21 protein-coding genes and 1 riboswitch are annotated in these 20975 nt (G+C 37.9%); of the genes, 7 read left to right on the top strand and 14 right to left on the bottom strand.

The features are described from left to right. Window positions 1–145: 145 nt before the first annotated feature. Both FRZ67_RS11110 and FRZ67_RS11105 read right to left on the bottom strand, forming a co-directional pair. Complete coding sequence (locus FRZ67_RS11110) at window positions 146–811, bottom strand: OmpA family protein (RefSeq protein WP_147189626.1); 666 nt, start codon at window positions 809–811, stop codon at window positions 146–148. A 75-nt stretch (window positions 812–886) separates the two neighbouring features. Beyond that, window positions 887–1588, bottom strand: a complete 702-nt coding sequence (locus tag FRZ67_RS11105; RefSeq protein WP_147189625.1) for a peptidoglycan DD-metalloendopeptidase family protein — start codon at window positions 1586–1588, stop codon at window positions 887–889. Window positions 1589–1761: 173 nt separating this feature from the next. Between FRZ67_RS11105 and FRZ67_RS11100 the strand changes: the two genes are divergently transcribed. Beyond that, entirely contained in the window at window positions 1762–2418 is a 657-nt protein-coding gene (locus FRZ67_RS11100; protein ID WP_147189624.1) for a phosphatidylserine decarboxylase family protein, read from the top strand. 149 nt (window positions 2419–2567) lie between these two features. On the opposite strand, the gene FRZ67_RS11095 is transcribed toward FRZ67_RS11100, so the two are convergent. Continuing rightward, window positions 2568–3665, bottom strand: coding sequence for a glycosyltransferase family 4 protein (locus tag FRZ67_RS11095; RefSeq protein WP_147189623.1), 1098 nt, complete (start codon window positions 3663–3665; stop codon window positions 2568–2570). Between the two features lie 55 nt (window positions 3666–3720). Here FRZ67_RS11095 and FRZ67_RS11090 point away from each other — a divergent pair, with 55 nt between their 5' ends. Then, the gene (locus tag FRZ67_RS11090) at window positions 3721–4773 is read left to right on the top strand and encodes a hypothetical protein (protein ID WP_147189622.1); all 1053 of its coding nucleotides are present in this window, start codon (window positions 3721–3723) and stop codon (window positions 4771–4773) included. 171 nt (window positions 4774–4944) lie between these two features. On the opposite strand, the gene FRZ67_RS11085 is transcribed toward FRZ67_RS11090, so the two are convergent. From FRZ67_RS11085 to FRZ67_RS11075, 3 genes are all read right to left on the bottom strand, one after another. Beyond that, a complete protein-coding gene (locus FRZ67_RS11085) occupies window positions 4945–5733 on the bottom strand; it encodes a segregation and condensation protein A (protein ID WP_147189621.1) in 789 nt (262 codons plus the stop codon). A gap of 109 nt (window positions 5734–5842) precedes the next feature. Continuing rightward, window positions 5843–6268 carry a large conductance mechanosensitive channel protein MscL gene (gene mscL, locus FRZ67_RS11080; RefSeq protein ID WP_147189620.1) on the bottom strand — a complete coding sequence of 142 codons (426 nt, stop codon included), beginning with the start codon at window positions 6266–6268 and terminating at the stop codon, window positions 5843–5845. Between the two features lie 65 nt (window positions 6269–6333). Then, window positions 6334–7080: a PPK2 family polyphosphate kinase gene (locus FRZ67_RS11075; protein ID WP_147189619.1), complete on the bottom strand. Its 747-nt coding sequence runs from the start codon at window positions 7078–7080 to the stop codon at window positions 6334–6336. A 52-nt stretch (window positions 7081–7132) separates the two neighbouring features. Here FRZ67_RS11075 and FRZ67_RS11070 point away from each other — a divergent pair, with 52 nt between their 5' ends. Further along, complete coding sequence (locus tag FRZ67_RS11070; protein ID WP_158638355.1) at window positions 7133–8020, top strand: DMT family transporter; 888 nt, start codon at window positions 7133–7135, stop codon at window positions 8018–8020. Window positions 8021–8165: 145 nt separating this feature from the next. Here the strand turns inward: FRZ67_RS11070 and FRZ67_RS11065 are convergent, their stop codons facing one another. Beyond that, a complete protein-coding gene (locus FRZ67_RS11065) occupies window positions 8166–9170 on the bottom strand; it encodes an aldo/keto reductase (RefSeq protein WP_147189617.1) in 1005 nt (334 codons plus the stop codon). 322 nt (window positions 9171–9492) lie between these two features. Here FRZ67_RS11065 and atpD point away from each other — a divergent pair, with 322 nt between their 5' ends. The 4 genes from atpD (at window position 9493) to FRZ67_RS11045 (ending at window position 12942) form a co-directional block, all read left to right on the top strand. Further along, window positions 9493–10995, top strand: a complete 1503-nt coding sequence (atpD, locus tag FRZ67_RS11060; protein ID WP_147189616.1) for a F0F1 ATP synthase subunit beta — start codon at window positions 9493–9495, stop codon at window positions 10993–10995. A gap of 209 nt (window positions 10996–11204) precedes the next feature. Further along, complete coding sequence (atpC, locus tag FRZ67_RS11055) at window positions 11205–11456, top strand: ATP synthase F1 subunit epsilon (protein ID WP_147189615.1); 252 nt, start codon at window positions 11205–11207, stop codon at window positions 11454–11456. Window positions 11457–11675: 219 nt separating this feature from the next. Then, the gene (locus FRZ67_RS11050) at window positions 11676–12299 is read left to right on the top strand and encodes a DUF4136 domain-containing protein (protein ID WP_147189614.1); all 624 of its coding nucleotides are present in this window, start codon (window positions 11676–11678) and stop codon (window positions 12297–12299) included. Between the two features lie 10 nt (window positions 12300–12309). After that, the gene (locus tag FRZ67_RS11045; RefSeq protein ID WP_147189613.1) at window positions 12310–12942 is read left to right on the top strand and encodes an outer membrane beta-barrel protein; all 633 of its coding nucleotides are present in this window, start codon (window positions 12310–12312) and stop codon (window positions 12940–12942) included. A 247-nt stretch (window positions 12943–13189) separates the two neighbouring features. Here FRZ67_RS11045 and FRZ67_RS11040 read toward each other — a convergent pair whose 3' ends face one another. From FRZ67_RS11040 to FRZ67_RS11010, 7 genes are all read right to left on the bottom strand, one after another. Beyond that, a complete protein-coding gene (locus tag FRZ67_RS11040; protein WP_147189612.1) occupies window positions 13190–13768 on the bottom strand; it encodes a MarC family protein in 579 nt (192 codons plus the stop codon). A 48-nt stretch (window positions 13769–13816) separates the two neighbouring features. Then, a complete protein-coding gene (locus tag FRZ67_RS11035; RefSeq protein WP_225975591.1) occupies window positions 13817–14518 on the bottom strand; it encodes a Dph6-related ATP pyrophosphatase in 702 nt (233 codons plus the stop codon). 5 nt (window positions 14519–14523) lie between these two features. Then, on the bottom strand, window positions 14524–14739 hold the full coding sequence (locus FRZ67_RS11030) for a cysteine-rich CWC family protein (RefSeq protein ID WP_147189611.1): 216 nt from the start codon (window positions 14737–14739) through the stop codon (window positions 14524–14526). Window positions 14740–14844: 105 nt separating this feature from the next. Next, complete coding sequence (locus FRZ67_RS11025; protein ID WP_147189610.1) at window positions 14845–15423, bottom strand: DUF6580 family putative transport protein; 579 nt, start codon at window positions 15421–15423, stop codon at window positions 14845–14847. A 20-nt stretch (window positions 15424–15443) separates the two neighbouring features. Continuing rightward, the gene (locus FRZ67_RS11020) at window positions 15444–17312 is read right to left on the bottom strand and encodes a TonB-dependent receptor plug domain-containing protein (RefSeq protein ID WP_158638354.1); all 1869 of its coding nucleotides are present in this window, start codon (window positions 17310–17312) and stop codon (window positions 15444–15446) included. 118 nt (window positions 17313–17430) lie between these two features. Next, a riboswitch (cobalamin riboswitch) is annotated at window positions 17431–17617 on the bottom strand. Window positions 17618–17885: 268 nt separating this feature from the next. After that, window positions 17886–19166 (bottom strand): Xaa-Pro dipeptidase, encoded by a 1281-nt coding sequence (locus FRZ67_RS11015; protein WP_147189608.1) that lies wholly within the window; start codon window positions 19164–19166, stop codon window positions 17886–17888. Window positions 19167–19293: 127 nt separating this feature from the next. Beyond that, window positions 19294–20868 carry an N-acyl-D-amino-acid deacylase family protein gene (locus tag FRZ67_RS11010; RefSeq protein ID WP_147189607.1) on the bottom strand — a complete coding sequence of 525 codons (1575 nt, stop codon included), beginning with the start codon at window positions 20866–20868 and terminating at the stop codon, window positions 19294–19296. Window positions 20869–20975: the final 107 nt, after the last annotated feature.

Raw genomic sequence — 20975 nt, 5'->3', positions numbered from 1 at the left:
ATACTCAATATCTAAAATAAAACTGCGATTATATGAGAAAGCGCACAAGAGTGCGACGCAACAAATGCTTCATTTTATTCCAATGCTTGTCACAAAAAATAAATTCCGCAAAAAATGGTGGCACAGTAAATGATTTTATAACAAACTATTTTTCTCTAACGCTCAGAGATATCCTTCTGTCTCTTTTGCGTTCTTCGTCCGGTGCATCAGCTGCAGTTTTTGCATATTGAGAACCATAACCTTCAGCGCCCAATAATTGTTCAGGATTGGCATTTGTTTTCTTTAAAGCTTCCAGCACTGCATCAGCACGTTTTTGTGATAATTGTACATTTGCAACACTATCGCCTGTCTTATCTGTATAACCACCTATTTTTATTTTCAGTTTGGGGTAAGCCTTTAATATGGCCGCAATGTTTTGTACCTGTACATTGCTTTCTTCAGTTATTTCTGCACTGTTGGTTTTAAAATTCAGGTTATCAAAATCGAACCACACATCTTTACCTGGTTTGGAGTCAGGATCATTTAAAAAAGCTGTCAGTTTATCTTCAATGCCGCCTTTTAATGCTTCGATTTCAATACCTGCAGGTAATGTTACTTTTATTGATGCCGGATTGGGCGTAACTTTTTCTACTGTAGCAACTTCTTCCTTAACACCTTCAGTTACGGTTACTGAAGCATGCTCACTACCAGGTATAAAATCTCCCTTCCATTGCATCATTAATATTACAAAACAAAACACAGCCGCAAATGCAAGAAAAATGGTAAGTGTATATTTTCTTATGCTATGCTCATCAAAATGTTCTTTATTCATAAGTTTAATTTTTAGGCTGCGCTAAAGTAAAAACTAATTGGTATAATGAAAAAATGAATTTCAACAGTTATAAAATTATGATTGCTGTTTTGCATGCTGCATCATATTAAGCATAAGATCGGGGTCAGGGCAATTGGCAAGGTACTTTTCACGCTCACTAAATTTACATACACCGGGATAATCCCCTTTATGTAGTTGCATATCTTCTATCACCTGGAAATGCAGGTGTGGCGGCCAGTGGCCATTTTCTTCCGGTAATCCAAAATGACCAAACTCTTCGCCAATATTTATATACTGACCTTCTTTAAGAACTGAGATATCTTTTAACGAAAGATGACCATACAACGTATAAAATGGCATGCCATCCAGCTGATGTAGTAAGATTATTGTAGCGCCATAATCTCCAAAATGGTCATTGTATGCGAAGCTATGTACCATGCCACCTATTGGTGCAAATACAGGTGTTCCGGCAGCACCCCAAATGTCTATACCCAGGTGCACCCTCCGCGGCTCCGTACCATCCGCTGAGTCAAAATGTTTACTGCGACTGTACACTGTTCTGCTTTCGTTATAACCACCAATGCCATAAACTGCATCTGCATTCAACAGTTGGGTTGCTATATATGCAGTAAATTTTTCCGTATGTTCAAATATCTCTCCGGTTAATATTTTATTTGAAGCGGTGAAATCTATACGCAACAGTTTATCCGTTGCGGCATTGAATGGCACAACCTTTTTGTAAATGCTACTAAACTTTCTAAGCAGATTTGCAATCATTTAATGCATATTTAAAAGAATAAATATCAGTAATAAAAAGGACCTGAAAAGAATTTTGTTACCTGCTTTAAACTTATGACCATGTAATAAAATGTTTTATTCGTAAACACATCAATCCCCATTTGCAAACCATATGTCCGTTGTGATTATATTTGCCGCTCAATTCCTGCTTCATGACAATTCACAGGGAAGGATATCAGTCCATCGGTATTGCCGCCTTTTTATTTGGGCTGATTAACATTGCTTCTTTTAATTTTTTGAGTGCTGCGGCACCCTGGCTTACAATTGCCATTTTTGTAGTTACATTAATTTTTTTTCTTTTCATTGTTTCTTTTTTCAGGATACCCAAACGCATACTCTCCATCAACGAGCGCCAGGTTATATGTCCTGCAGACGGCAAAGTTGTAGTTATAGAAGAAATAACCGACAAAGAATATTTCAAGGATAAGCGTATACAAGTTAGCATTTTCATGAGCCCCGCCAATGTACATGTAAACCGAAATCCCATCGCAGGAAATGTGAAATACAGTAAATATCACAAAGGAAAATATCTGGTAGCATGGAACCCAAAATCTTCAGAAGAAAATGAGCGCCACAGCGTCGTAATAGAAAATCCAAACGGTATTATTCTGGTAAAACAAATTGCAGGCGCTCTTGCAAAAAGAATTTGCAATTACCTGAATGTAGGTGAAGAAGTGAAACAAGGCGCTGAATTTGGATTTATAAAATTCGGTAGTCGTGTAGATGTTTTGCTTCCACTAAATGCAAAAATCAACGTACAATTAAACCAGGTTGTAAAGGGCGGCGTAACAGTACTGGCAAGCTTTTAGGCGAAAATGGATATAAACAGGAGAAAGAATTTTGAACTTTACGCAGGATAAATATTAAGCTTTTGTTGTGTCACTCACTTGTACGTTTTGCTCTTTATTCAGCATAAAAAAAATGGAAACTATCCTCAATTTTTTTCATAAAAAATCCATTAGCACATCTCCAGCCCCTTGCGATAAATATGCAGGCATTTTTCATAATAAGCATCCACTGAATAATAAGTATCAAAAAGCTTTAGTAATTGTTGTTGCAATGCATCGTTATCCTTCTGCAATAATTCCTGTATCCTGTTTGACCATTCTTCAATATCAAAGTTTTGCATAACGCATTCAGGTAGATCACTCTTTATTTGCTGTACTACTTCACCCGTATCATAGGTAATAAATGGTAAGCCCTGTGCCATGTATTCGATTAAAACCAGCGGCCCCGATTCTGATGTAGCTGTATGCATTGCCAGATCAAATTCATACAGCACAGATTGTATATCTGTTTCTTTTGTTCTTATACTTACAGCTTCCTGCAATTGTTGAATACCTATATAGTTAACAATGCTATCGTAATATGCTTTGTCTGCGACCTGCCCCATGATCGTAAGATGAAACGATGACCCCCTGCTCAATAAATTTTCCAATATTTGTATACCCGCAAGAATATTTTTTGTAGGCCTGAAATTAGAAACGATCAGCAACCTTTTTATTCCATCTTTTTTTAATTGTACTGACGGATATTTTCCCCTAATAACCGTATTAGGCAACACAAATACTTTATATGCAGGCATCTTCAATTTTTCCATGGCCCAATCTGCGATCTGCTTTGATACCGCTATAAGAATTGTTTTGGGATAAATAAGTTTTGTATGCCAGCGTACAGATTGATCAATATTAATATCACCGAAATGTTCATGAAAAAAAATTGGCCTCTTTAAACGGAATATAGATACAGCAAGAAAAAGATAGCGCAGATTATAGGAAGAGTGTACATGAATAATATCAAAATGCTTAACTGCTTTTATAAGCCTGTACATAGTTACAGGATTCCATTTCCATTTTCTTTTTAATTCAATAACCGGAATTTCTTTGTTCAACATTACTGCAAGCGGACCCTTTGTTACAGTTGTAACAACAGCTACATGATGACCATTATCCTGCAGCAGGTTACTAAGTGTTACCAACACTCTTTCTGTACCACCAATATTTAAGCGGTCAATGATCTGAACTACTGAAAACTTTTTATCTTTTGCCAATTCCATCTTTGCTATAGAAATAATTCAATAAACAGGTATATTTTTGAAACAAAACTAATACATGCATAAACCTTTAAACGCAACACTTTTTCTAAGTACAGACGTTTTGCATCTTAACCAGGTTTATGTTGGCTTTGGTATACTCCGGCAGCTTGGACTTATAAATGTTGCCATAAAAAAAGGAGAAGACACAGGTTTTGGTACGCCGTTCTTTAAATGCATCATTGAAAATAAGAAGATTATTTTTGAAATGCACGACAGTCCCGGATATATTGCAAAAGAAGCATACAACTGGTGCGATTATTATTTTAAAAGAAGCGTAACACCTGTTATTAAAATAAATAACCCAAAGATCATTCCATGGGGTTTAAATTTTTATATTACTTCTGTTCATGATTTTTCATTAAAACGATCACTTTTAAAACCGGGTTTTAAGAATGCTGTTTCCACGTATGTAAGAAGTAATATTTTTCTGAGCAATATTTTTAAAATTAAGAATGGCGCAAGTTCTGCTAACATAAAATATTTCAACGCAAAACCATTTCATACAACAAAACCTGTTATAGTTTTCTCACCACGTTTATGGGATCCACAAAGAGTTGAAGGGCATAAGTATGAAGAACGTATAAGATTAAATGCAGAAAGAATAGCTTTTGTAAAAGGGCTAAGAGAACATTTCAGCAATTACTACAATGGTGGTGTTGAAGATACAGCTTATGCAAGAACGGTGTGTCCTGAATTGATCATACCGCTAAAGCAAACGCATAAGAAAAAATATTTACAGGATCTGAAACAATCCGCGATCGGCGTATCCACAGGCGGACTGGTTAATTCAATAGGCTGGAAGTTTGGTGAATACATAATGTTTTCAAAAGCTATTATTTCAAATAATATAAACGATTTTTTGTTACACGCTCCGGTACAGGAGCAAACAAATTATTTTGCTTATGAATCAACAGATCATTTTTTATCGCTTACTGACTTGCTTATTAAAAAAGATGCATTGAGATATGAGATGATGCAGGCAAATTATACATACGCTCAAAATTATTTGCGGCCGGAAAAGCAACTGGCAATTGCTTTAGCAAATGCAGGATTTGAATTGCGTGTTTAATAATTTATGTAGCAGGCCATTGAATCACTATGTAACAATGGTTGTGTAACTCACTTGTACGTTCTTATATATGCCCGGCAATGAACAAAGTGTACAAGAGTGCGACGCAACAAAAGCCCCATCAGCGTTTCCACAGATGGGGGCATAAAAATCTATAATATATATAAAGGATTAGTTTGCGGGAACGTTTATTTCGGTTTCTATTTCTTCTTCTCTGTTCTCATTCCATTCCACAATAAAATTATTACGGCCTTCGCCTACCATTATGCTCATATATTTCTGTTGTGCCAATTCAAGCATCGATAAAAAAAGAAAAATAGCATGTATGCGGTCATTGCATTGTTCAAATATTTTTTCGAATGAAACAGTTTTCTGCTGCTTTACCATTTCAAGCATGTTTTCGCGGCTGCCTTCCATGGTGTAATTATAACGCACCACAGTGTGTACAGGCTTGTTGTTGCGGTCATGTACACGCTGCATAACTTTTTCAAAAGCCTTCATTAATTTGAAGAGCGTTACCGTTTGTATCTCTGTGCCTTCTGATGCTTCTTCGCCAATCTGTGCAAGTTCTTTCTGCAGATTGCCGCGTTTCATCATTAGCATGCGCATAGCTTCCATCCCGGCCATTTGCACGGCAGCTTCTTTGAATTTTTTGTATTCAAGAATTTTATCAACCAGTTCCTGTCGCGGATCAATTTCATTACCCTGTGCGTCAATTTCTTTTCTTGGCAATAACATTTTTGCCTTGATGCGCATCAATGTTGAAACCAGCAAAATAAACTCACTGCTTAATTCTATATTCAGCTTTTCCTGGTCATGTATATAGGCAAGAAAATCTTTGATGATCTTTGTGATAGGAATATCATAAATGTCCACTTCATCTCTTTCAATAAAAAAAAGCAGCAGGTCAAAAGGGCCTTCAAATTGCGGAAGTTTTATTTGGTATGCAGGTGCGCTCACATGTATAATTTTAAAAGAAAAATCCCGGCGGCTATAGCGTACCGGGATTTCAAAGGTATGATGTGCAATGGAACAGAGGGCTGTTTCCCTCACAAGTATTCCACAATAATTACTTTTTAAGTGAATCGCGTATCTCCATTAGCAATTTATCTGTAGAAGAAGGCTCAGGAGGTGCGGCGGGGGCAGCAACTTCCTGTTTCCTTTTAAGTCTATTGATAGCTTTTACCATTAAAAAAACAGCTAAAGCCAATAAGAAGAAATTGATAGCTACAGTCAGGAAATTACCGTAAGCGAATACTGGTCCTATTTTTTTTGCATCAGCAAGTGAAGTGCCGGGCGGGATGCCATCGACCAAAGGAATATAGGCATTAGAGAAATCCGGGGAGCCTATAATTTTTGCAACAAGCGGCATTATAAGATCATTAATAACCGAGTCTATGATTTTACCGAATGCGCCGCCAATGATAACACCGACAGCAAGATCAATTACATTTCCCTTTACGGCAAACTCCTTAAATTCTTTTACAAATCCCATAAGGTTGGTTTTAAGGTGAGGAATAGAAAACAAGGTAACAAAAAATCCTGCTAAAACAAATATTGCTATTTCTTTAAGCCGGGATAACGCATCTTTAGCGAGGTTAATAACTTATGTAATGCATTTGCAATAATGAACTCTTTATACCAGTTTTGATCTGATGGCACTATTGTCCAGGGTATGTTATTACAGTTTTTAAAACAATCTTCATACACTTTCATGTATTCATTCCAAAGCTTGGCCTCTTCGAAATCTTTTTCGTTGTACTTCCATTGTTTGGTTTTATCACTTAGCCTTTCTTCGAGTCTTTGGTGCTGTTCTTCTTTAGATACATGCAAATAAAATTTCAAGATGTGCGTGCTGTTGTGTTTTGTAAGTAAGTCCTCGAAATCATTAATGGCTTTCATTCTTTTTATTGCCATATCATCATCAATAATTTTATGGACCCGTGTTACAATTATGTCTTCGTAATGAGAACGGTTAAAAAGCTGAATCATTCCTTTTGGCGGTGTATGCTGGTGTATGCGCCAAAGAAAATCATGTGATAATTCAAGGGCTGTAGGAACTTTAAAAGATTGAACGGTAACGCCCTGCGGATTAAGATCACCAAATACATTTCGTGTCAAGCCATCCTTACCACTTGCATCCATGCCTTGTATTACCACCAATACAGCATGTTTATTTTCTGCATATAGAAGATTTTGCAATTCATCCAGCTCTGTTAATAAAGAAGTTGTTTTTGCCTCTGTTTTTTCTTTATCAACATTCTTCGGAGCTCTTGTGCTAATAGCGTTCAGTTTTATGACACCCATATATATATCAATTTGTTTTAAAGTTATCTTTTATTGTTTTAAAAAGAGACCTTTGCGAAAATTTTTGGAATTGGCAAAAAGTGTTACAGGCTGGATATTGTTTATCATACTCGCAGTTATCTGGGGCAGTTCATTCATACTTATGAAACTTGGTATGCAGGCATTGAGCGCCTACCAGGTTGCTGCCATACGCATATTAAGTGCAGCGATTGTGCTGGTGCCTTTTGGTGTGAAAGCATTTAAAAATGTGGCAAAAGAAAAACGTGTGTTTGTAATACTTTCCGGGTTACTTGGCAGTTTTTTCCCTGCTTTTCTTTATTGCCTTGCTGAAACAAGAATTGATAGTTCACTCGCAGCGATATTGAATTCTTTAACACCTTTATTCACCATTATTATCGGTGTAACCTTTTTTAAACTTACTGCGGGTGTAAAAAAGATCATCGGAGTAATCATTGGTTTTACGGGTCTTGTATTATTACCTTTTGCCACACACCAGGGTATTAGTTTTAATGACCTTTCCTATGCATCATTAGTTTTGCTGGCCACTATTTGTTATGCATGTAATGTAAATATGGTAAGCCGTTATTTACAGCAAACAGCTTCTTTGCATGTGGCCGCTTTATCATTTAGTTTTCTATTAATACCTGCATTTATCATTCTTGCTGCAACAGGTTATTTTCAATTGCCATTATTGCAACCAACATATCTGCATGCTACGTTAGCTTCTGCGTTATTGGGTGTTATGGGTACCGCGGTTGCTACCATATTATTCTATATGCTTGTAAAAAAAGAAGGCCCTTTGTTTGCTTCGTTGGTTACTTATGGTATTCCAATTATTGCTGTTATCTGGGGATTGCTTTATGGAGAAACTATTACACTTGCAGAGATAGGATGTTTAATTATTATTCTTGCAGGTGTTTACATGGTTAATAAGAAATAGACCTTTTGAGCCCGGCATTGGAATAAGCATTAAACTTTACTTGCGTCGCACTCTTGTACACTTACTTTATATGGCATCTGTTATATATAATAGCTAAAGTAATCTAAGAGCTTGAAGGTTTGAAAAACCTTCAAGCTCTATATAATTAATGATTCACCAGTTTCAATGCGCCATCGCTATAGCGTTGGCCAACATTAGGATATTTATCTAACAGATATTCAATTTGCAGAAGATCAGCATTGCTTAGTTCAATGTCAACCGCAGCCGCGTTTTCTTCCAGGTATTTTCTTTTCTTGGTGCCTGGAATCGGAATCATATCATCACCCTGAGCAAGCACCCATGCCAATGCTAATTGTGCAGCCGTAGTATTTTTACTTTTTGCAATAGCAGCAAATTCATCTACCAGCTTTTGATTATTGTCCCATGAATCATCTTTAAAACGTGGAAGGGTTCTCCTGAAATCATCCGTTGCCAGTTCATCCATATTCGTTACGGTAGCTGTTACAAGTCCTCTCGCAAGCGGGCTGTAAGGAACTAAAGTAATGCCGAGTTCTCTGCAGGTATCAAGTATCCCGCCTTCAATATCTCTCGTTAATAACGAATATTCACTTTGTAATGCAGTGATCGGATGTACAGCATGTGCCTTGCGAATTGATTTTGGAGATGCTTCAGATAGTCCCAGGTATTTTACTTTGCCTTCTTTTACCAGGTCGGCCATAGCACCAACCATATCTTCCACCGGAACGTTCGGATCTATGCGATGTGCATAATAGAGATCAATAGTGTCGATCTTTAAACGTTGTAAACTTTTTTCAACTGCCTCTTTAAGATAGGCAGGCGATCCATCAAAATAAGAAGCCGGCGTGCCAACAAACCCCGTGGCTCCTTCCCGTAAACGGAAGCCAAATTTAGTGGCGATAAATACTTTGTCCCTGTTAGGTACCAGCACTTTTGAAATGAGTTCTTCATTGTGTCCCATGCCATACATGTCAGCTGTATCCCAAAAATTAATACCCAGTTCAAGTGCCCGGTTTAGTGTAGCAATAGAATCTTCATCGTTGCGTGGGCCATAAGCAAAGCTCATACCCATGCAGCCAAGGCCAATAGCAGATAATTCTACACCTGTGTTTCCTAGTTTTCTGTGCTTCATAAGTTAATTATTTGAAAGACAAATTTACCTCAGAAAAAATATGATTGATGATAGTTTTTAATCGGTAAAATATAAAATTCAAAGAGTACGCTATTGCTGAATTTTATACAAAACGCACACGAGTGCGACGCAACGAAAGCATAATGTCTAAATAAAAGCCGGGCTCAAAAAATCCCTGACGAAACTTTGCTTCATAAAAACTTTGAAACCGCTATTCCCTTACCTTTGCGGCCGAAATTGGATTTAATGCTATTTGAATAGCCCGTTTTTCATACATTTTGTTTGAAATAATTTGAAAACCTGCTAAAAATAAATGTCATTTATGGCTAATAAAGGGAAGATCAAACAGATCATTGGTGCGGTAGTAGACGTACAGTTTGCAGATGGCAACCTGCCCGAGATCTATAACGCATTGGAACTGAAAAGAGATAACGGTGATAAACTGGTTCTTGAAGTTCAGCAACACCTTGGTGAAGACAGTGTTCGTACGATTGCAATGGATGGTACAGAAGGTCTTGTGCGTGGTACAGAAGTAATTGATACGGGAATTGCCATTGCAATGCCCACGGGAGATGCAATCAATGGCCGCTTGTTCAACGTAACCGGTGACGCGATTGATGGTTTGCCCCAGGTTAGTAAAGTAAATGGTCGTCCTATCCATGCTTTACCACCATTATTTGAGAACCTGAGTACTGCAACAGAAGTATTGTTTACCGGTATTAAAGTAATTGACCTGATCGAACCTTATGCAAAAGGCGGAAAGATTGGTCTGTTTGGTGGTGCTGGTGTGGGTAAAACAGTATTGATCCAGGAATTGATTAATAATATCGCCAAGGGTTATGGTGGTTTGTCCGTATTTGCCGGTGTAGGTGAGCGTACCCGTGAAGGAAATGACCTGTTGCGTGAAATGATCGAAGCAGGCATTATGAATTATGGTGCTGCTTTTAAACATAGCATGGAAGAAGGTGGATGGGATTTGAGCAAAGTGGATATGGAGGGTTTGAAAGAATCTAAAGCCACTTTCGTATTCGGGCAAATGAATGAACCTCCCGGAGCCCGTGCACGTGTGGCTCTTAGTGGTCTTACCGTTGCAGAATATTTCCGTGATGGAGACGGTACAGGAAAAGGTAAAGACATCCTGTTCTTCGTAGATAATATCTTCCGTTTTACACAGGCAGGTTCTGAAGTATCAGCGTTGCTTGGCCGTATGCCATCAGCGGTGGGTTACCAGCCAACATTGGCTACCGAAATGGGCCTGATGCAGGAACGTATCACTTCAACAAGAAATGGTTCAATCACTTCCGTACAGGCGGTTTATGTACCTGCGGATGACCTTACTGACCCAGCCCCCGCTACTACCTTTGCACACTTAGATGCTACAACGGTATTGAGCCGTAAGATCTCTGACCTTGGTATCTACCCTGCGGTGGATCCGTTGGATTCTACTTCACGTATCCTTACTGCACAGATAGTAGGTGATGCACATTACGATTGTGCTAACCGTGTTAAATTAATATTACAACGTTATAAAGAATTGCAGGATATCATTGCCATTCTTGGTATGGATGAATTGAGTGATGATGATAAACTTGTTGTAAGCCGTGCACGCCGTGTTCAAAGATTTCTTTCTCAGCCTTTCCATGTGGCAGAACAGTTTACCGGTTTAAAGGGTGTGTTTGTTGATATTAATGATACTATCAAAGGCTTCAACATGATCATGGATGGAGAAGTGGATCAGTATCCCGAAGCTGCATTTAACCTTGTAGGTACTATCGAAGATGCAATAGAAAAAGGTAAGAAATTGTTGGCGCAGGCACAAGGGTAATGCCTTCCCAAACCTTTCCCGTGGAGAGTCTCTTCACGAAAACAGTATTCTGAGCCCGGCTTCCGGCAAAGAATATAGCTTTAGTTGCGTCGCACTCTTGTACGTTTAGTTCTTTATTCATTAATAAGAAAATCAAATACGTTTGCGCATAGGCAATATAAACGTGTTTGCAAAATCCTCCCCCACCGGGGGATGTTAGAGGGTTCCTTATGACTTTAGAAATATTAACACCGGAAAAGAAAATCTATAGCGGCGATGTATATGGCGTGCAGTTACCCGGTATAGATGGGTTACTTGAAGTGCTGGATAAACATGCACCATTGGTAAGCGCCCTTGGAAAAGGGAAACTAAAAATACTTAAAGACAAAAGTAGTACAGAGTCTTTTCAGATTCAAGGTGGCTTTGTTGAAGTGTTAAATAATAAAGCAACTGTATTGGTAGAAGGTGCACAGGAGATGTAAGGCACGAATTCAAATATTTTTTAAAGAGCGCTCATTTTATGAGCGCTCTTTTTTTAATACAGTACACAAAAAATTGTTCAATTGCTTTTTGTTCTCACACATTTAACATCTTTTCTAAATGTTTCTTAAAGCTTAACTAATAAGTAAACCTATCCATATTATAACGTCTTATGATGTGGTTTGGAAATTCTTATTAATCTATAGAAAAGAAACATCATTATGAAAAGAGCGATTGCAGTATTAGCAACAGCTATAGCGGCAGTGAGTTGCCAAAAGGAACCATTAAATAATCTCACACCCGAAGAATCAAGGATCTATGTAACCAATCATGATTCTTCAACAAATTTCAGTGGGTATAAAACGTATAACCTGACAGATTCGGTTGCAGTAATTGATAACGGACACGTAACAAAAGAAATAACTGCAACTGATCAGGCATATATTGATGCGGTAGATAAATACATGCAGCAGCGTGGATACAAAAAAGTTGGTAAAGATCAATCTCCGGATCTTGCATTAACGGTAAACCGCATTTACCAAACATCAACCACAGCAGTCAGTTATGGAGATTATTACGATTCTTATGGCGGTTACTGGGATCCTTATTATTGGGGATATTCCGGGTACGACTATTATGTACCTTATGGATACGCTATTTATCAAATAACAGAAGGCGCAATATCAGTAGATATGCTCGATCTGAAAGATGCATCCGGCAGCAACAAAATAAGTCTTGTATGGAATGGACTTGTTCGTGGGGAGGGCATCTTCAATGCATCTAATGCAGATGCACAGGTAAAAGCATTGTTTGATCAGTCTGCTTATATACAAACAAACAATTAAAAAGAAACTTATGAAACATCTGAAATATTTAGGGGTGTTAGCGATACTGATGACCATTGCTTCAGTGTCTGCAAATGCACAGCAGAAAGGCATATTGAAATTTGACCTAAATTATAACTATAGTATTCCACTGGGCAGTTTTAAGAATAACATTGTCAGCGATGCATCTCCACGCGGTGCAACAGGCGCATTGATGTATGGCATTAACAATAAATGGTCTGCAGGTCTGCAGTTTGGTTACCAGGATTATTATCAAAAATATCCCAGAGCTATTTATAAAACAGGAAACAATGAAGAAACTTCTGCTGTTTTGACCAACTCTCTTCAAACTGTTCCGTTGATGGCTAAAGCAGCATTCAAGCCATTGGGAGGAGGCAATGCTTTAATACAACCTTACATTTCTGCAGCAGCAGGTTTTAGTGTGATTGATTTCAGGCAGTACCTCGGCGAGTTTGGAGGTTCAGACAATAGCACATCCTTTACTGCGCAGGCTGGTGCAGGAATTATGGTGCCGTTTAGCAAAGGCGGCGCCTCAGGTTTTAGCGTTGGTGCAGATTATAATTATATAGCTTATAAAAAACTGGGGTATGATAATTTAAATAACCTGTCTTTACATGCAGGCGTGCATTTCCCTTTGAGATAAAGATTAAATGTTTTGGTGCGGTGTTTGGATATAGCCCCTGGTAGCAATGCCAGGGGTTTTTGTTATGAACATGGCTGTAATATTTTATAGCAGCTTCGTTGCGTCGCACACTTGTGCAGAGAATCGTAAATCATCAGGATTATCATTGCTCCTTTTACAATTCATGACTGCAGAAAAGATTTCCGAACGTACAAGTGAGTGACACAACCATAGCCTAATATTACTACAGCTGTTTGTCGCCAAAACATTATTTCATAAATGCAGAAAGATTGGTACTGAATATTTTTACTGCAATTGCCAATAATATCACACCAAAAAATTTGCGGATGGCAGTAAGACCTGCTTCACCTAATACACGCTCTATGCTTCCTAACGATTTAAGAACGATATAAACCACCACAAGATTTATAAGAATGCCGGCAAGTATATACCAGTCTTCATAATTTGCTTTAAGCGACATGATAGTGGTAAGCGTGCCACTGCCTGCAATGATAGGAAATGCAATGGGTACAACAGTTCCACTTTTTGCATTTGTATCGCTGTGAAAAATTTCTTTACCCAACACCATCTCCAATCCAATAAGAAAAATTACTATAGACCCACCCACAGCAAAAGAATGTACATCAAGACTTAGTATACTAAGAAACTGTTTGCCTACAAATAAAAAGACGATCATAAAAATGCCCGACACAAACGTTGCCTGCATGGAACGTATGCTACCCATTTTTTCTTTGAGACCGATAAGTATAGGAATAGAGCCCACGATATCTATAACAGCAAACAGCGTAAATATTACCGTAATGAGTTTACTAAGATCAAATACCATAAGCAGCATTTTAGTAAAGATAAACTTTTCAGCTGCAGGATAAATTACTTATGCCGGAAGTAAATCGCAGAAATAAAAACCATAGTCAGGCTTAGTTTCGTTACTTGTTTTAGGTGCGTGGTAAGTTTTGTAAACTATTTCTCCTTTTGTAAATGGTATTGGTTTTTTAAATATTGGCCCATCAAAAACAAATGAATGAAATTCTCCGTTCTCGCCGCACGGATCAACATTCTTAGGAAGATCATTTATAAAATCCTCATCGATTATTCTGCCGCAAAAATTTTTATCAAGATATTGCTCATTTATACAAACAATGATACTTTTAAAACCTAATTCGATAAATTCATGAACAAGTTCTGTTGTGTTTATCTTCCATAAAGGAAAGCTACATTCGACGCCAGCATTTGCTAATTTTTGTTCACGGTAATTTTTTAAATCTTCAAGAAAAATATCACCGAAGATGGCATGTGTGCAGCCTGTTTGCTTTAATTCATTTACTTTTTGCAACATCGCATTTTCATATTCTTCCATACCAGGTTCTTCCGGCAATTCAATTGTTGTGAGTGGAATTCCAATAGACGAAGCTTGTGCTTCTAACAAACTTCTTCTTACGCCATGCATGGATATACGATCATGAACAGCATTCACACTTGTTAGTAAATGTGCGATGTTATAATTGCCTGATTGAAACACCTTATACAAACACAAAGAAGAATCTTTTCCTCCACTCCAGTTCATATATGCCTGCACCTTACTCAATGGTTCAAAAATTTTTCTTTAAAGAAAATATATTTGTTCTTTAGTTCTTTCAAACAACCGATGCACAAACAGTCTGCATAACGGTCTTCAATAAAAGCCTGCTCTTCTACAGACAGTGATATGGAACTGCATTGACAATTTGGAGTATCACCAACACGACACTCAAATTGTTTATTACAACGCGGACATGTTTTTGGTTCATGCTGTGGCATATATATTCAATAACAAAATTTTTATGGTGCGTAGTATCCTTATGTACAAGTGTGCGACGCAACAATGTTGATTAGTATTGCTAAAGCCTGGCTAATAAAAATTTTCTACGCTATTCTTAATGCTGAATATTTTTTCTGCATCAATTCAAACACAGCAAACATAATTGTGCTATAAATAACAGTTGCTGTTAATAATCTTAATTCAAACGGGATGGCAGCATTAAGACATTCTATTAATCCAACCCATGTTTGGGTATAAATCCTGCTGCCGATCCACACACCAAGATCTGTAACGATCCAATGAATAAGAACTGCTGTAATTATTGCTACGGCTATGTTTTGGACGGTCACTTTTCTAATGATCAGCTTTGCACTGATACCAATTAATAAGAATGCGCCATACACCCAAAGCCACCCATCATATAAAATACCATTTCCATAATCTTTGTAAACGGTATTGAATAAAATGATATCACTGATGAAAATTGCCATTAGCGGGAACAACAATGGTTTTGCATTTCCTTTGAAGTAAGCACTACCAAACAATGCCATGGCGGCAAGCGGGGAGTAGTTTGCAAGCACAGTAATATTTGAACTCAAATTATTTGCCACGCGAATTGCTGCAATTACAATAATGATGAGTAACACAACCGCATTGCGTGGATTGAATTTTGTTAGTGACATATAAAAAAAGTTTTTTGTGTTTATAATCTGAAACGTATACCTGCAGTTACAGTAATGCCCTGCACATTGTAACCATACACTTCATAAAAATTTCTTTTGTTACCAATATTCTTTGCATCAACAAAAAGATCGATCCTGCTCTTTAAGAATTTATATTCTGCGTATGCATTTAGCAATGCATAAGATTTCAATTCAACCTCTGAAGATGTAAATGTGTTTGGATCAAAATAATTATCGGTGCGCTTACCAATGAATTGCGTAGATGCACTGACGAATAATTGTTTGGTGATTTGATAACCAACAAAAAGATTCACAGTATTCTTTGGTCTGCGTACAAGATTATAAAAAGAAGTGTCTTTGCCAGCAAGTGCCTGGGTTATCTTTCCATCAATGTAGGCGTAAGAAGCTTTAATATTCAGTTGCTCAATTGGTGAATAATTCAATTCTATTTCCACACCAAAATCATGTTGCTTATCGCGGTTCTCATAAGTGTAATTGCTGTTATAAATAATTACATCTTTTATTATTCTGTTGAAACCGGTAAGTGTTGCTGTTAATTTCTTATTGGCTAAAGATGCCTGCACGCCTGCTTCCTGCGTTGTTGACCTCTCAGGTTTCAAATCAGGATTGGAGCCATAAGGTCCAAACAATTCATTGATAGATGGTGCACGAAATCCACTGGTAATGTTTGCAAACAGTTTCACTTTTTCATTTATTAAATAAGAAGGATTAAAGCTGTACGTAAAATTATCCCCGTACTTGTTGTGGTGGTTGTAACGTCCGCCTAACTCTACATTCCATCCATTATTGCTGTGCAGAAACAAAGAAGCATACGGACTAATAATGCTGTTGACTGTATCCGGCGCATCTATGCGATATACCTGCATGTTTGCACCGGCAACCATTTGCACAGCTTTGCTAAAAGCATGATTCACGAATGCTTCTGCCTGGTGAAATTTTCCTTTCATAGAGAAATCACCATACTGGCTTGCATATAATCTTTTGGTGAAATCATATCCGTAATTAAAATGCACAGTTCCTTTTGCATAATTATATCTTCCATCGAGCCCGGTATTTACCAATGATGCATTATAATGATTATCTCCATCAGTAAACGCATCTGCATCATAACCACCTTCAAATTGTGTAAAGCGATAATATGGTGATACTTTGAATTTATCTGTTATGTTCACGCCGACAACAGCCTGCACTGCATGTTGCGTAAAACCATCTTTATCAAAATTTGCTTTGCCTGTTGTGTCTTTCGCTTCTGAAATGCCATCTGTATTGTAATAAACATAATTCAGATCGTACTCCAGCACTTTTGTTTTCTGGCTGATGTTCGCGTTACCTTTAAAAGTGTTGAAACTTCCGTAAGTAGCTAAGCCATTGAATTGTGGCTTGCCTGTCGTTGGCTTTTTCGAAATAATATTGATAACACCTGCTACTGCATTTGAACCATACAATGTACTCTGACTGCCTTTTAAGATTTCAATGCGTTCAATATTATCAAGCGATAATAAACGCAGATCAAAACTGCCACCAACACCTGCTGGTTCATTCAATGGAATACCATCCAATAATATCAACGTGTATTTATCAGTAGCGCCGCGAAGAAATATCGATTTGTCTTTACCTGGGTTGCTAATGGCACCATTAACTATAATGCCCGTTTGTTCTGTGATCAGTTGTGCAAAATCTTTACCACCACTTTTTTCAATTTGCTCTTTTGTAATAACAGTAAGAACTTTTCCTGTCTCACTTAATTTTTTCGGACTCTTTGTGGCAGTAACCACTACCTCATCCAAAATGTTTTGTACCGAATCTTTTTGTGCGTACGTGTTTTGCGCCGTAGCAAAAACAGCAAATGCGAATAGAATTTTTTTCATGCTCATTCTTCTGAATGTTTAAAGTGTTTGAAGAATAAGCTCCCGTAAAATGAAATAAGTAGAAATGAAAATGTCTGCAGTAAGACTCTCTCATCTCCGGCTTTTCACCCGAAAGCTCGTGATAATACTGGAGATGGCAGGTCTTCTGGCTCGCTTCCCGTTGAACACCTTCCCGTATAAAACAGTGGTATGAAGATTCAACAGTATAAAAAGCTTACAGCTACGGGGATAGCGCCGGAATTACACCGGACTTCCCTTTTAATCCGTCGATAATTTTTTGTACCCGGATGCAACGTTTCAATTAAGCATCGTTGCGTCGCACTCTTGTACTGCTGCAACTATATGCAGCAAAAATCATCTTCAGAACCAAATCCACGGCAAAAATAAGGGATGAAAATTTGCCCGAAAATTTTTATTTCCACAGCAGTTGGTGAAAACTTTACATGAATGTGTTAACGCTCAATAAAGAGAAGAACGTATAAGTGAGTGACACAACAGCAGCTGATAACAGCAATTCCGCTGATAAATAAAAGGATTTATGTATTTATATTTTGGAGCTAATAGTAAAGTAAGTTATTGTTTAAAAACTTCGCCGCCTTTCATTACAAAGCTTACATGTTCAAGTGAAGTAATGTCTTTCAATACATCTGCTTTTACAGCAATGATGTCTGCATAGCCACCAATTTTTATTGTTCCTATTTTTTTATTACCAATAAGATCAGCGGCATTTACGGTAGCAGCCTGTATTGCCTGCATTGGCGTGCAGCCGAATTTTACCATGTAATAAAATTGTTTGGCGTTCCAGCCATGCGGATATACACCGGCATCTGTACCAAAAGCGATATTTACTCCGGCCTTCACCGCTTTTTTAAAACTTTCTCTTTGCACTTGCCCAACCAGTTTTTCCTTTTCGATGATCTTATCAGGGTAGCCAAGTTTTGCATACTCGCTCCGGATATAATCATCGTTGTAAATATCTGCAACAAGATAAGTACCATGCTGTATCATTAATTGAATGGTCTCGTCATCTAACATACTGCCATGTTCAATGGAAGCAACGCCGGCTTTTACCGCCATTTTAATGGCCTCCGTTCCATGTGCATGTGCGCATGTTTTTTTGCCCCAGAGTTTTGCTTCATCTACAATGGCATTCATTTCTTCCTGTGAATATTGCGGAGCACCTACACTCTCTTCTTCTGTAAGCACACCGGCACTTGCGCCAAACTTTATTACATCTGCGCCATATTTGATGTTGTAGCGAACCTGTTTACGAAGCTCATCTATACCATCTGCAACGCCGGTCATTTGTTTTGGTAGATTCCAGTCAAGATAAGGTGAGAAGCCTTCAATATCTCCATGACTTCCTGTTGATCCGATAAACAAAGTGGCAACAAACAAACGCGGACCTTCAATATCTCCGCGATTGATGGCATTACGCAAAGCCACGTCTGCAAAGCCTCTTGCACCAACATCTCTGCAGGTTGTAAAACCGGCTTCCAAGGTTTTCTTTGCAAATACAGTTCCCATGATAGCATCATCAACCTGTGTGGCACGGAAAATATCGGCGTAATAATCCCCACTTGGTTGCATTGTAATATGTGTGTGGCAATCTATTAAACCAGGCAGCACAGTACTGTTACTTAGATCAATTACTTGTGCGGAATCAGGAATGGAAATATTTTTCCCGATTGCTTTAATAGTGTCATGATCAACAAGGATAGTTACATTCTCAAGCACAACACCTTTTTCTACATCGATCAGTTTCCCGGCTTTTATGGCTTTTACTGTTTTGTTTTGTGCAAAAGAAACATGCAGCATAAATATGCTGAGAATAAAAAGCAGTTTGGTTTTCATGTGCGACTAATTATAAAATCAAGATAAAGAAATTAAAAGTATCTCTGTTCATTAAAAATAAGAACGTTGAAGCGTGCGACGCAACGAAAGCTGAATTGAAATACAAAAAGACTGGTCCGTGATTGTTTTACTTTATATATCCTTCTCCATACAATGCTTTACCATTTCTGGCGCCTGTATGCACACCATTATTCAAAGTAAGTTTGCCGTTAACAAGAATGTATTTGAAGCCGGTTGAATATTGATGTGGCCTTTGAAAAGTTGAAAGATCATTAACTGTGTTTGCATCGAACACCACAATGTCTGCAGCAAAACCTTCGCGTAAAAGACCACGATCTTTAAAGTGAAATTTTTGTGCAGGCAAAGAAGTCATGCGCCTGATGGCATCTTCAAGCGACATAATATTTTCTTCACGCACATATTTACCAAGTACTCTTGCATTGGTGCCGTAACCACGTGGATGTGGCGCGCCTTCTCCAAACTTTCTTATGCCTGCATCTGAGGCAGGCATGTTGAAAGGATATTGCATAATGTATTTTACGTCATCTTCACTCATGCCATGAAAAACCATTGATGCACCGCCATTCTTAACCATATCAATAATGGTTTTTGTTTCTTCTGTTGCGGTATGTTTTCGTTTCCACAAAAGATTTATTTGTTCAATGCTTTTCCCATTCAGTGTTGTATCTGCTTTATAATAAGCAACTACTGCATAACTGAAATGTTGCAGCTTGCGTGCTGCAAGCTTTTTCAACATATAACCTGCTGCCTGTTTCACAATATCCGGTTCTTGTAATCTTTTCCTCACAGTGCTGTCGCCATCTGCAAGAATCCATTCGGGCAATAGTGTATTCAAAGAAGTGCTGCTCGCTGTGTATGGATATTGATCAATTGTAACATCGAGACCTTCTGCTCTGGCTTGTTTAACCATTGCAAGTGTTTGTTTGCTTCGTCCCCAATTTTGTTGACCACCAACTTTAAAATGTGAAATCTCTAAAGAAATATTTGCTGCTTTTGCAATGTTCAATGCTTCTGCAATTGCATAATTAACACTGTCGCTTTCATTACGCATGTGTGTTGCATAAACCCCATTATATGTGGCAGCCACTTTTACAAGTGCAATTATTTCATCAGTCTTTGCATACGTGCCCGGCGTATAAATCAACCCTGTTGAAAAGCCTACAGCGCCGTCCTGCATTGCTTTTTCAACGAGCGATTTCATTTTATTTAGTTCATCGTTCGTTGGTGCACGATTATCCATGCCCATTGCTGCTTCACGCACATCGTTGTGACCAACAAGCGTGGCAACATTTATAGAAATATGCAGGCTGTCAATGAATGATAAATATTGTTTGACATCAACATGAGATGAACCGCAGTTACCCGTAATTACTGTTGTTACACCATCCATGATAAAATTATTTGCGAACGGATTTTTTATTTCATCATCTTCAATATGCGTGTGCACATCAATAAAGCCAGGTGCAACAATTAAACCCGTAGCATCTATTATTTTATCTGCCTGCCAGTTTTTTAAATTGCCTATTGCAATGATCGTTGAATCTTTCACAGCCACATCTCCATAAACCCATGAGTTGCCGGTGCCGTCAATAATTTTACCATTGCGAATTAAAATATCGGCACGATTTTGTGCTGATACATTTATTGCAATAAAAAGAAGGATAAAAAAGAAAAACTTCATGGCTTCAAGTTATTAAGATAAATGTTATGGAAGTAAAGATTTTTTAATGAAGCGGGCTGTTGTAATGCTATTAAGCTTATGTTGTGTCACTCACTTGTACGTCCTGT

This window comes from Panacibacter ginsenosidivorans (genome assembly GCF_007971225.1).
In the GTDB taxonomy this organism is placed as follows: Bacteria; Bacteroidota; Bacteroidia; order Chitinophagales; family Chitinophagaceae; genus Panacibacter; species Panacibacter ginsenosidivorans.
This window is presented reverse-complemented; position numbering and strand designations above follow the sequence as displayed.

What these genes read in the sequence shown, in the direction of transcription:
- FRZ67_RS11110 (WP_147189626.1), bottom strand. Translation starts at nt 811, where the DNA reads ATGAATAAAGAACATTTTGATGAGCATAGCATAAGAAAATATACACTT.
- FRZ67_RS11105 (WP_147189625.1), bottom strand. Translation starts at nt 1,588, where the DNA reads ATGATTGCAAATCTGCTTAGAAAGTTTAGTAGCATTTACAAAAAGGTT.
- FRZ67_RS11100 (WP_147189624.1), top strand. Translation starts at nt 1,762, where the DNA reads ATGACAATTCACAGGGAAGGATATCAGTCCATCGGTATTGCCGCCTTT.
- FRZ67_RS11095 (WP_147189623.1), bottom strand. Translation starts at nt 3,665, where the DNA reads ATGGAATTGGCAAAAGATAAAAAGTTTTCAGTAGTTCAGATCATTGAC.
- FRZ67_RS11090 (WP_147189622.1), top strand. Translation starts at nt 3,721, where the DNA reads ATGCATAAACCTTTAAACGCAACACTTTTTCTAAGTACAGACGTTTTG.
- mscL (WP_147189620.1), bottom strand. Translation starts at nt 6,268, where the DNA reads ATGGGATTTGTAAAAGAATTTAAGGAGTTTGCCGTAAAGGGAAATGTA.
- FRZ67_RS11075 (WP_147189619.1), bottom strand. Translation starts at nt 7,080, where the DNA reads ATGGGTGTCATAAAACTGAACGCTATTAGCACAAGAGCTCCGAAGAAT.
- FRZ67_RS11065 (WP_147189617.1), bottom strand. Translation starts at nt 9,170, where the DNA reads ATGAAGCACAGAAAACTAGGAAACACAGGTGTAGAATTATCTGCTATT.
- atpD (WP_147189616.1), top strand. Translation starts at nt 9,493, where the DNA reads ATGGCTAATAAAGGGAAGATCAAACAGATCATTGGTGCGGTAGTAGAC.
- atpC (WP_147189615.1), top strand. Translation starts at nt 11,205, where the DNA reads ATGACTTTAGAAATATTAACACCGGAAAAGAAAATCTATAGCGGCGAT.
- FRZ67_RS11050 (WP_147189614.1), top strand. Translation starts at nt 11,676, where the DNA reads ATGAAAAGAGCGATTGCAGTATTAGCAACAGCTATAGCGGCAGTGAGT.
- FRZ67_RS11045 (WP_147189613.1), top strand. Translation starts at nt 12,310, where the DNA reads ATGAAACATCTGAAATATTTAGGGGTGTTAGCGATACTGATGACCATT.
- FRZ67_RS11040 (WP_147189612.1), bottom strand. Translation starts at nt 13,768, where the DNA reads ATGGTATTTGATCTTAGTAAACTCATTACGGTAATATTTACGCTGTTT.
- FRZ67_RS11030 (WP_147189611.1), bottom strand. Translation starts at nt 14,739, where the DNA reads ATGCCACAGCATGAACCAAAAACATGTCCGCGTTGTAATAAACAATTT.
- FRZ67_RS11025 (WP_147189610.1), bottom strand. Translation starts at nt 15,423, where the DNA reads ATGTCACTAACAAAATTCAATCCACGCAATGCGGTTGTGTTACTCATC.
- FRZ67_RS11020 (WP_158638354.1), bottom strand. Translation starts at nt 17,312, where the DNA reads ATGAAAAAAATTCTATTCGCATTTGCTGTTTTTGCTACGGCGCAAAAC.
- FRZ67_RS11015 (WP_147189608.1), bottom strand. Translation starts at nt 19,166, where the DNA reads ATGAAAACCAAACTGCTTTTTATTCTCAGCATATTTATGCTGCATGTT.
- FRZ67_RS11010 (WP_147189607.1), bottom strand. Translation starts at nt 20,868, where the DNA reads ATGAAGTTTTTCTTTTTTATCCTTCTTTTTATTGCAATAAATGTATCA.